11 protein-coding genes and 3 pseudogenes are annotated in these 9,870 nt (G+C 67.5%); 6 read left to right on the plus strand and 8 right to left on the minus strand.

Going from position 1 to position 9,870, the window contains the following annotated elements:
* Nucleotides 1-250 (plus strand): restriction endonuclease (locus U9977_RS22185; protein WP_322751215.1); only part of this gene is annotated, 250 nt, incomplete at its 5' end.
* Nucleotides 251-643: 393 nt separating this feature from the next.
* A pseudogene (locus U9977_RS22190) lies at nt 644-901 on the plus strand (IS110 family transposase); the annotation flags it as partial.
* Between the two features lie 201 nt (nt 902-1,102).
* Here U9977_RS22190 and U9977_RS27225 read toward each other — a convergent pair.
* From U9977_RS27225 to U9977_RS22225, 7 genes and pseudogenes are all read right to left on the minus strand, one after another.
* Nucleotides 1,103-1,870: pseudogene (locus U9977_RS27225) on the minus strand (zinc-binding dehydrogenase).
* 95 nt (nt 1,871-1,965) lie between these two features.
* The gene (locus U9977_RS22205) at nt 1,966-2,373 is read right to left on the minus strand and encodes a MarR family winged helix-turn-helix transcriptional regulator (RefSeq protein ID WP_322751217.1); all 408 of its coding nucleotides are present in this window, start codon (nt 2,371-2,373) and stop codon (nt 1,966-1,968) included.
* 202 nt (nt 2,374-2,575) lie between these two features.
* Nucleotides 2,576-2,884, minus strand: coding sequence for an aldehyde dehydrogenase family protein (locus U9977_RS22210; RefSeq protein WP_322751218.1), 309 nt, complete (start codon nt 2,882-2,884; stop codon nt 2,576-2,578).
* A 13-nt stretch (nt 2,885-2,897) separates the two neighbouring features.
* A pseudogene (locus U9977_RS27230) lies at nt 2,898-3,134 on the minus strand (IMP dehydrogenase); the annotation flags it as partial.
* 81 nt (nt 3,135-3,215) lie between these two features.
* On the minus strand, nt 3,216-4,172 hold the full coding sequence (locus U9977_RS22215; protein ID WP_322751219.1) for an NADP-dependent oxidoreductase: 957 nt from the start codon (nt 4,170-4,172) through the stop codon (nt 3,216-3,218).
* Nucleotides 4,173-4,191: 19 nt separating this feature from the next.
* Nucleotides 4,192-5,310 carry a low temperature requirement protein A gene (locus U9977_RS22220; protein ID WP_322751220.1) on the minus strand — a complete coding sequence of 373 codons (1,119 nt, stop codon included), beginning with the start codon at nt 5,308-5,310 and terminating at the stop codon, nt 4,192-4,194.
* Between the two features lie 5 nt (nt 5,311-5,315).
* Nucleotides 5,316-5,705, minus strand: a complete 390-nt coding sequence (locus tag U9977_RS22225; RefSeq protein ID WP_322751221.1) for a nuclear transport factor 2 family protein — start codon at nt 5,703-5,705, stop codon at nt 5,316-5,318.
* 347 nt (nt 5,706-6,052) lie between these two features.
* Here U9977_RS22225 and U9977_RS22230 point away from each other — a divergent pair, with 347 nt between their 5' ends.
* From U9977_RS22230 to U9977_RS22245, 4 genes are all read left to right on the plus strand, one after another.
* Entirely contained in the window at nt 6,053-6,748 is a 696-nt protein-coding gene (locus tag U9977_RS22230; protein WP_322751222.1) for a type 1 glutamine amidotransferase domain-containing protein, read from the plus strand.
* A 144-nt stretch (nt 6,749-6,892) separates the two neighbouring features.
* Complete coding sequence (locus U9977_RS22235; protein ID WP_322751223.1) at nt 6,893-7,768, plus strand: helix-turn-helix transcriptional regulator; 876 nt, start codon at nt 6,893-6,895, stop codon at nt 7,766-7,768.
* Between the two features lie 309 nt (nt 7,769-8,077).
* The gene (locus tag U9977_RS22240; RefSeq protein ID WP_322751224.1) at nt 8,078-8,200 is read left to right on the plus strand and encodes a hypothetical protein; all 123 of its coding nucleotides are present in this window, start codon (nt 8,078-8,080) and stop codon (nt 8,198-8,200) included.
* A gap of 724 nt (nt 8,201-8,924) precedes the next feature.
* Nucleotides 8,925-9,257: a hypothetical protein gene (locus U9977_RS22245; RefSeq protein ID WP_322751225.1), complete on the plus strand. Its 333-nt coding sequence runs from the start codon at nt 8,925-8,927 to the stop codon at nt 9,255-9,257.
* 406 nt (nt 9,258-9,663) lie between these two features.
* On the opposite strand, the gene U9977_RS22250 is transcribed toward U9977_RS22245, so the two are convergent.
* Nucleotides 9,664-9,870 (minus strand): hypothetical protein (locus U9977_RS22250; protein WP_322751226.1); only part of this gene is annotated, 207 nt, incomplete at its 5' end.

Consider the following 9,870-nt stretch of genomic DNA (forward strand, 5'->3'; position numbering starts at 1 on the left):
TGGTGTGTCCGCGGTCAGGGACCTCTACGGCACCGTTCAGAATGAGGGTGCCAGCAAAGGCATCCTGGTATCGACTTCCGGTTACGGGCAGAGTAGCTACCAGTTCGCGAACGGCAAGCCGCTTGAGCTCATCGACGGCGCCAACCTGCTCTACCTCCTGGCCGAACACGCCGGCATCGAAGCCCGTATCGCTGCCCCTGACGGGTGGCGTGATCCGCGCAGCGACACCCCTCCTGCCGCTTCCGAGTAGATGCGGAGGCGGTGATGTGGCAGCGGTGGTGTTCCTGTTTCTGGCAGGCTGATGGGTATGGCGGGGGTTGCGGTGACCGGGTCTGCGCCCAGGGCCAGCAGCGAGTGCAGCCAGCCCGCCGAGACCGTCACCTCGCACAGCTCGACGAGCGCTTCCCGGGTCCGCTCGACCGGCAGGTGCTGGCGGACCAGGAAGGACAACGCGAGCGCGCGCAGCTGCGGCCCGTAGGACACCGGCGCCCCGGGCATCCCGTCCGGCCGGGCGGCCACGTGGCGGCGTCCGCAGCCGCACGCGACCTGGTAGAGATCGTGCTGGGTCACCCCGACCCGTGCCGGGGTGAGGTCGTGGGACTGGTGCGAGCGGGCGATCCCCACCACCGCCGCGTCCGTCACCGCCGGCAAGATCGACACCTTCCTCGGGGAACGCTACCGGCGCATCGCCCGCCACCGGGGCAAGAAGAAAGCCCTCGTCGCCGTCGGCCGCTCCATCCTCACCATCGTCTGGCATCTGCTGTCCGACCCCGACGCCCACTTCAAAGACCTCGGCGCCGACTTCTACGACACCCGCATCGACCCGGAACGCCGGAAACGCAACCACATCCGCCAACTCGAAGCACTCGGCTACACCGTCACCCTGAACCCCGCCGCCTGACCCACCCACCGTCACCACCAGCGGGCAACCGCACCGGTGGGCGCCAGCCTGCCCACGTCCCAGTCGATTTTCGGATCAGGCCCGGCACCCGTGCGGCCATGGCACCACGGGATGATCAATGCGCCGTCGGGTAGTACCGCAGTACCGGCCCGGACCGCGAGGGCGCCGCCCACTGGTGTTGACGGGACCGACCCGACGGTGTCACGGCACCAGGACGATCTTGCCCGCGGTATGGCCGGTCATGATCTGGCGGTGGGTGGCGGCGGCTTCGTGAAGCGGGTAGGTATCGGCGATCAGGATGCGCAGTCGCCCGGCCGCCGCAGCTTCGGTGAGATGGAGGCGGGCGGCGGCGCGGATTACTGTCCCGGGGTCTGCGCCGGGCCCACCGCCGAGGAGTTGATGCCGGCCTGGGCTCCGCGCTGAAATGCCGCGATGGTGGCGATGCGGGAACGGTCCGCGACAAGTTCCACCGAGACGTCCACCGCCTCGTCGGTGCCCACAACGTCGATCGCCGCCTGGACCCCGTCCGGTGCCACGGTGCGCACGCGTTCGGCCAGGCCCGGTCCGTACGCGATCGGAACAGCGCCCAGGCCGCGGAGTAGGTCGTGCTTGGCAGGGCTCGCCGTTGCCAGGACGGTGGCGCCACGCGCCACGCGCCACGCGCCGCCGCCAGCTGCACGGCGAACAAGCCGACGCATCCCGCGGCGCCGTGGACCAGGACCGACTCGTCCTTGCGCAAGCCGATCGCTTCCAGAGCGTGCACGGCGGTGACGCCCCCGACCATCAGGCCACCGGCCTGCTCCCAGGACAGGCTCGTGGGCTTCGGCGCCGAGCCGCATCGGCAGACCCGCCGGGTCGGGTTCCGAAGGCCCCGCTGTACATCTTGTGGTCGACGGGATTGACGCCGGCGGCACGGACCGCGATGCGCACCTGGCCCGGCCCTGGGTCTGGGACAATGACGTCAATCATCGACAGCACCTCGGGACCGCCGTATGCGGTTGCCACCACTGCCTTGCTCACGGCAGGAGCCAACTCCGCGCCGGAGCGCTCGTTTCCGGACACTGTCATCCTTCCCGGGCCGCGTCAGCGACCTTTTCCAGCAAGGTCCTGAGCCGGGCGGTATTGGCACGCCCCAGATCCTCGATGATCTTGTTCTCGACCTCGGCGACGACGGCATCGGCACGGCGAAGAACCTCACGGCCGGCGTCGGTGAGGTGTAGCTCCTGCACGTGGCGGTGGCGTGGATGCGATCGGCGCTCCAGCTGGCCCCGGCTTTCCAGCCGGTCCGCCAACGAGGCCACCGCTTGCGGTGTGACGTTGAGGCGACGGGCCAGCTCCGCACCGGTGAGGCCGGGATCGGAATGGACGCTGATGAGCAGGGTGTAGTGCGCCACCGGCAGGCCCAGCGGCCGCAGCCGTTGCTCCTTAAGGGCCTGCACGGCGAGTTCCGCCCGCCGTAATGCCCACGTCACCCGATCCAGCGCGTCAGCGGATACCGGATCCTGATCATTACCTTCCACGCCGACAGAGTATGGCGCTGGGGTTCCATCAAACGCTTTGCCACCGCCAAGCCCTTCGGCCTCCGTCGGCGGGTGTCGCGCCATGGCGCTCTCGTCTCCTCCGCCTCGTCGGGCATCCGGGCCTGTCGGCTTGGCGTCCCGACCGGCCGGTCAGTCAGTTGATCTTCGTGGTGTCGTCGGCCAGGAGCCGGTCTCGGACGGCGGCCAGGGCGTGCGCCATCGCGCCGGCCGGGCGGTCGAAGGTCGAGGCCGACAGTTGGGCGGGGCCGGTCTTGGCGGAGAAGGAGTGCGGGTAGGCGAACTCCCGCAGTCCTTCTCCGCCGTGTTTGCGTCCGTAGCCGCTGTCGCCCCGGCCGCCGAACGGCAGTGCGGGGTTCATCGAGAACACGAGGACGTCGTTGATGCTGGTCATGCCGGCGCGCAGGCGGCGGGCGATGGCTTCGCCGCGGTCGCGGCTGAACACGGCGCTGCCCAGCCCGTACGGCCCGGCGCTCGTCCATAGCGCGGTAGCCCTCGGCGACCTGGTCGAGGGGCAGGGTCAGGTCGAAGACTTTGCCGGGATCGATCCGGCCGGCCAGTACCTGGCCGATGAGGTCCGACAGGAAGGCGCGTACCGGGGCCGGGCCGCCGCGCAGTCCGACGTGGGAGCAGAACAAGTCCTCGCCGGGGATGGTGACGTCGTGTGGGACGCCGACGAAGCCGCCGATGCCGCCGATGCCGCCGGTCAATGTCGGTCCTGGTACCGGCAGTTTCGGTGCGCGAGGGCTACAGGGTGGCGTCGCGGGGTGGCGGGTTCATGCCCGCAGGACGATCTTGCCCTGGACATGGCCGGTTTCGATGAGCCGGTGCGCCTGGGCGGCGTCGGCGAGGTCGAGGACCTCGGCCACCTCGGGAACGAGGGCCTTCGCTGCGGCGAGGCGGGTGATCCGGTCGAGCCAGGCCCGCTCCGTCCGCACGGCGGTGGTGGCGACGCGGACGCCGGCGGCCTCGGCGGCGGCGCGCAGGTCGTCGACCGCTCCGGTGAGGGCGATCAGGACGCCGCCCGGCCGTGTCGCAGCCAGGGCCTGGCGGCCGGTGCCACCACCGACAAGATCCAAGGCAACGTCGATCGGCTCGGCGGCGAGCGCGGCGAGGGCGGCCGGGTCGGTGTAGTCGACCGTGCGGTCGGCGCCGAGGCCTCGCAGCCAGTCGTGCTTGGCGGCGCCGGCCACCGCCGTGACTGTGGCGCCGAGGTGGTGGGCGATCTGCACGGCGAGGTGACCGACGCCGCCGCCGGCACCGGTGACGAGCACGCGTTGGCCCTTGGCGAGGTGGGTGGTGTCGGCGAACGCCTGCCAGGCGGTCATCGCGGCCAGCGGCAGTGCCGCCGCGGCGGCGTCGGTGAGCGCGTCCGGGGTGGGGGCGAGGTCGACGGCCGGGACGATCGCGTACTGGGCGTAGGCGGCGCCCTCGCGGGGGAAGCGGGCCATGCCGAACACGCGGTCGCCGACGCTCAGGGTGTTCACCTGGATGCCGACCGCTTCCACTGTGCCGGCCAGGTCCCAGCCCGGAGTGAACGGCAACGAGATGACGCCGGCCGCGGCCATCCCCCCGCCGGTGCGGGTCATCACGTCGATCGGGTTGACCCCGGCGAACGCGACGCGGACGAGGACCTCATCGCCTGCCAGCGCGTCCGGGGTCGGTGGGGCCTGGTCGATCAGTTCGAGGACCTCGGGTCCGCCGAACCTCGTCTGGACGATCTTCGTGTTCATGTGGTGCGCCTCTCGGTGTTCACATTTGGGGGATGCCGCTTAGGGGTTCCTGCCGTGGCACCGTCCGGGCCTCCCACACGTTCAGGGCGACCACCACCACGGTGAGCGCCGTCATCGCGGCGAGCGCGGGTATCTGCCCGGTCAACGGGAGCGCCGCCAGGCACAGGGCGGCGGCACTGAGCCTGGCGGTGGACACGGTGCGGAACATCCGCCACCTGGTGTAGCCGAACGTGGCCAGGTAGAGCGCGGCGCCTCCGAACAGCAGCGCTGCGGTGTCGGTGTGCGGGTGCGCGAGTGGGTTCATGATCACTTCGCCGGTGGCGGCGGCGATCGCGATGATGCCGCCAATGAACCCGAGGTGCCCGTACGGCAGCACCGGCCGGATCACATCGATGGCGACCTCGGCGGTGCGCACCGCGTACCGGATGGCGCCGGCGGCGAACACGAAGTACACCCACCACAGTGCGCAGGCCAACGCGAAGGCCGCGGCGACCGCGGCGAGCCGGGCCAGGGTCGCCGGTTGGCGTCCGGCCACCACACCGGTTTCGGCAACCGACTCGCCGAGCGCGATGATCAGGAACAGTCCGAAACGTTCGGGCAGGTGCGACGGCTCGTACGCGATGCGGGTCATGCGCCGCCGAGCAAGGACTGGGACGAACAGGTCCACCCCGGCGGCGAGTGCCCACAGCGCCACCCGTACCCGGCCATCGGTCAGGCCGCCGAGCGCGAGCAGCGGACCGGTGACGAACGCGGCCACCGTGAAGGGATTGAACCCGACGCCGCGGTAGCTGCGCCGCATCAGCGCGTACAGCAGCAGCCGTGCGGCCCAGTAGCTGACCCCGAACAGCAGGCCGCGTGACCGGTACGCCTCGGGTAGCGCCAGGGCCATGAACAGGCCGCACAATCCGACGGCGAACACGGCCAGGCGGGCGCGGGTCCGATCGACGTCGTGCAGGTTGGCGTGCATGGTCATGCCCACCCACGCCCAGTAGATCGGGATGAACACCACCAGCGCCCGCGCCGCTCCCGACCAGGAGTGGTCGGTGTGCAGCAGGCTGGACACCTGCGTGACCGCCACCACGAACACCAGGTCGAAGAACAGCTCGACCCAGGCGACGCGTTTCTCCTGGTCGGACACCAGCGTCAGCTGTGGAGGGCGCGGTCGACGACGAGGCTGTCGGCGGCCTGCTGCAGCCGGGCAAGCTTGCCGTCGCGCAGGGTCCACAGGTGGATGAACCGCACCTGGACGCTCGTGCCCGTCTTGGTCGTCCCCTCATAGTGCCCCAGGGCGATGACGTGCCCGCCGTCGGCGTAGAACTCCTCGCCCACCGGGTAGAAGGCGTCGAACCGCCCGAACAGGGGACCGAAGAAGTCGTTCACGACGCTGTCGAAGCCGTGGTAGACGCCGCCACCGGGGAAGCCGGGCGTGATGTCCCAGACGATGTCCGGGGCCATGATCTCCTGGGCGACGGCCGGGTCACCTTTCGAGTCGTACATGCGGCGGACGACGGCGATGTTGGCTGAAACGGACATGTCATGCTCCTCGACGGGTTGCGATTATGTCCTTGCAGCATGCGGCGTGCGCCGCCGCGGCGGGGAGGGACAGTTACCTCCCTGGATGGATCGCTCCCCGGATGAAACTCTCCCATTCACGGGACGCCGGCGACGCGGAAAGACTGAGCGCAGTGCTGCTTCGGCGTGCACGATCAACACAATTGGCGAAGCCTGAATCAACAATTCCGGAGGACGGCCGTGACAGCAGGCTTCATTGACGTTCACACGCATTTCATCACTGATTCCTACGTCGCTGTCCTCGCCGGGTGTGCACTTCGGCGACGCCGTTGGCGCGCGCCACCCCGACCGACACGAGGGAGACAACCATGGCGAAGATCCTCTACGTGATCACCGCCGCCGACCACTGGACCCTGGCCGACGGCACCAAACACCCGGCCGGCTTCTGGGCCGAGGAGGCGATCGGCCCCTACCAGGTGTTCACGGACGCCGGCTACGAGATCGCGGCAGCGACCCCGGGCGGTGTGCCGCCCACGGCCGACGCGCTGAGCCTCACCCCCGATTTCAACGGCGGCCCCGACGGCGCCGAACGGATCAAGGCCGTACTGCGCGAGGCGACCGAGCTGGCGCACCCGATGCGCATCGAAGAAGCCGACCACCGCCACTACGACGCCGTCTTCTACCCCGGCGGCTGGGGGCCCATGGAGGACCTGCCCGACAACGCCGAGTCCGGCCGGCTGCTCACCGAGCGGCTCGCCTCCGGCACGCTCATCGCTCTGGTCTGCCACGGACCGGCGGCACTGCTGGCCACCGCCGACGCCGACGGCAAGTCCCCGTTCGCCGGCTACCGCCTCACCGCGCTCAGCAACGCCGAGGAGATCCAGAACGGCCTGGCCGACCGGGCGAAGTGGCTGCTGCAGGACCAGCTCGTCGCACTGGGCGTCGACTACCGCCAGGGCGAGCCGTACCAGCCGCACATCGAGGTCGACCGCAATCTCTACACCGGCCAGAATCCGGCCTCCGCCGTTCCGCTGGCCTGGGAGATCGTCAAGGCCCTCAGCTGACACGGGAGTTCTGACGTCGTTTCGGTGGCCTTCGGTGTGCATGCCCAGGCCGCCGAGCCGTCCCGGGAAGGGCCAACGAGAGGTAGCGTGTCCGTGAGAACATCTCCCCCCGCTGCGCAGAAATCCGGTACGAGGCTGACAGTCATGACCCGTGATCCAAGCCGTAACGACCTCGGCGAGTTCCTCAAGGCCCGCCGCAGCGAGCTGAGCCCCGCCCACGTCGGCCTGCCCGCGGGCGGCCAAGCCAGGCGGGTGACCGGCCTGCGCCGGGAGGAGGTCGCCCGGCTGGCCGCGATCAGCATCGACTACTACTGCCGACTCGAACAGGGCCGCATCCAAGCGTCCCCGTCGGTGCTGGCCTCACTTTCGGAGGTGCTGCGCCTGGACGAGGACCAGCGCGCCTACCTCTACCAACTGGCCAGCCGGGACAGGCAACGCCGGTACCACCGTCCCACCCACCACGAGGTTCAGCCGCAGCTGCGGCGGATGCTCGACGACATGACGCGCACCCCCGCCTTCGTCATCGGCCCCCGCACCGAGGTCGTCGCGTGGAACGCCATGGGTGCCGCACTGATCACCGACTTCGGGAAGATCCCGGAGAACCAGCGTTACTACATCTGGCTGCTGTTCACCGACCCGGCCATGCGCGACCTCTACGCCGACTGGGAAGGCATCACCCGCCTGGCCATCGCCCAGATGCGCATGCACAACTCCACCAACCCCGGCGACGCCCAACTCAACGCCCTCATCGAGGAGCTGTCGGCCCACTACCTCCAGTTCCGGCAATGGTGGGCAGACCACCAGGTGGCCACCCGCGGCACCGGGACCAAACACCTGCACCACCCGGTCGTCGGGGACCTCACCCTCGACTGGAACGCGGTCACCTGGGCCGCTCAGCCAGACCTCCAGATCATCGTCTGGACCGCCGAAGCCGGCAGTCCGTCCAGCGATGGCCTGCAACTGCTCGCCGCCTGGGCCGCCGAAGACGCCGATCGCAGGGGCACCTCGAGCGTCGGCTGACCCGTCGGCCCCCGGCGCGTCATCTGCCCGACCGCGCCAAAAACCACCACGGGCCTCACCGGCCATTGCGGAACTCCATGAACTGGTGGACCGTCTGACCCTGGAACAGGCTGGTGCAGTTCGGGACGTCGTGCGTCACCTTGTGAGTTCGGTGCCGGCGGGTGAGCCAGCCGCTGAGGATCAGGATGGAACCGTTGCCGAGCAGCCGGTGCGTCGCCTGTCATTCGCAGGCATGCTTCACAGCGGCCGAGGGGATCTTGCTGTTCGGTCTGAGGAGATCATCCGTGCGGAGCTGGGGCGTCCCACGTGATGGTGGTCGACACAGGGCCGCTTGTCGCGGCTCTTGATGCCGACGACGCTGATCACGAGCGATTTCTGGACCTGTTGGAGCGTTATGCCGGGCCGTTGCTGGGCGGGTTCAAACGGTCGTAGCGACGCTCCGATAGGATGATCTCGGCAACGTCGACAGACTGGATGGTGGATGGCCCTGCGCGAGCTGTCGAAAATCGAGGAGCGGGAAATCATCTCCCGAGAACTGAGCCGGCACAAGTCGATAGAAATGTTCAACGATCTGCTGGAAAGGCATGTGTCGCCTTGACCGCTTGATTCCGCCGGTCAGCAATACTTGGGTCGAGGCGACGAAGACTCACATGCGCCAGCTCATGCGCCGGTCGTACGGTCTTCATTCACCCGCGACGATGATCGCCTTGATTACCCTTACCCGAGGCGGGCTTGAGATTAACCTCCCCGGCCGCAATTCGTGATTGATGATCAACAACCCATTAACACGTCAGGAGAGGGCGTGCCGCCTCAGCTTGCGCGAGGATGGGCCTCCAGCTCGTCGAGGAAGACCTTGAACGTTCCAACACTGTCGCGAATGACCAAGTCGCCAGCGATGATACATCATCGACACCACTTCTTCTGACAGTGAGTGAGGACTCTGGTCGGTTCCGGCCAAGAGTAAGATCGAATTTCTTATAATTCATCCCCATCGTGATTGCAGGAGGTAGCGGGCCCGCCCCATGGGCGTGGCCCGCACTTGCTTATGGACATCATGGTAAGATTCCAATGTTTCATCGCGGAGAAGATGGTTCCGTATCTGTCCGACGGTCCGCCTATGCTCAAATCGATCCTCAGAGTGAGGGCGGGGATCAGGATGACGGAAGATCTTGATCCGTATAATTCCGCTCTCGCCCCCGTGTGGCCCGTTGTTTCGGTCACGGCTTTTATTGTTTTCATTTTTGTCTACGTAATTATTCACGCCCTTGTTTCGAGAGGGATTTCGTCCCTGGTGGGAAATGCTGGATTCGCCCTTTCCTGTGGAATTTTAGCGTTTCAGGTAATTATTAATATTCGGCGTAAATTCACTAAATTTATTGACCGTAAACTGATTAAACTGCTTTTTCCGATCGCTTTTCCGTCAATTCTTGACTTCGGTATTATTGCTGTCATGGCAGTGCCATTCTATTTTCTTGGACCGGCTCGTTAAGGGGCGTCCGGGGCTGCTGTGACGGGACAAAAATGTCGGTATGCTGGTCGGTATCGGACGTTCTTGGCGTGAGAGAACCCGTGAACCAGTGAGGCCGCCTCGGACTGCCATGCCGGGTCGCTGCGCTGGCGGGCCGGTGTAGCCGGACCTTCACCGCCTCCAGCGGCAGGCCCACATGCTGATTGAGAACGAGCACCTCCGACTTCTTCCTGCCTGGCCGGTACCGAATTTCCGCCGATGAATGGAAGTGGATCATGCTAGATGCCGCATTCCATGTTTTGCTGATCGACAGGGCCTCAATGACGCCCGGTGGCCCTCCCGTGCCCACCCAAAGAGACGTGGGACATCTACCCGATCCTGACGACTTCGGTGAGGACGAGTGGCAATGCCACTGACGCTAAGTCGATCAGGCTGCAATCTGGGGGTTCAGCGGGTTGGCGAGTCTGATCGTGGGCGGGGCGTCGTGGCGGGTGCCGCGCTGGCCGGGCTTCTTGACGGGGAACTGGTTGTGCCGGGCTCGGCGGACGACACGGGGGAAGGTACGTTCGCGGCGGGTGTTGAGCCTGTCGGGCCGGGTGATGTCCGCGGCGAGCAGCCGCAGCACGCGGTGATG

The organism is Protofrankia sp. Cas8 (assembly GCF_963555845.1).
Classification (GTDB): domain Bacteria; phylum Actinomycetota; class Actinomycetes; order Frankiales; family Frankiaceae; genus Protofrankia.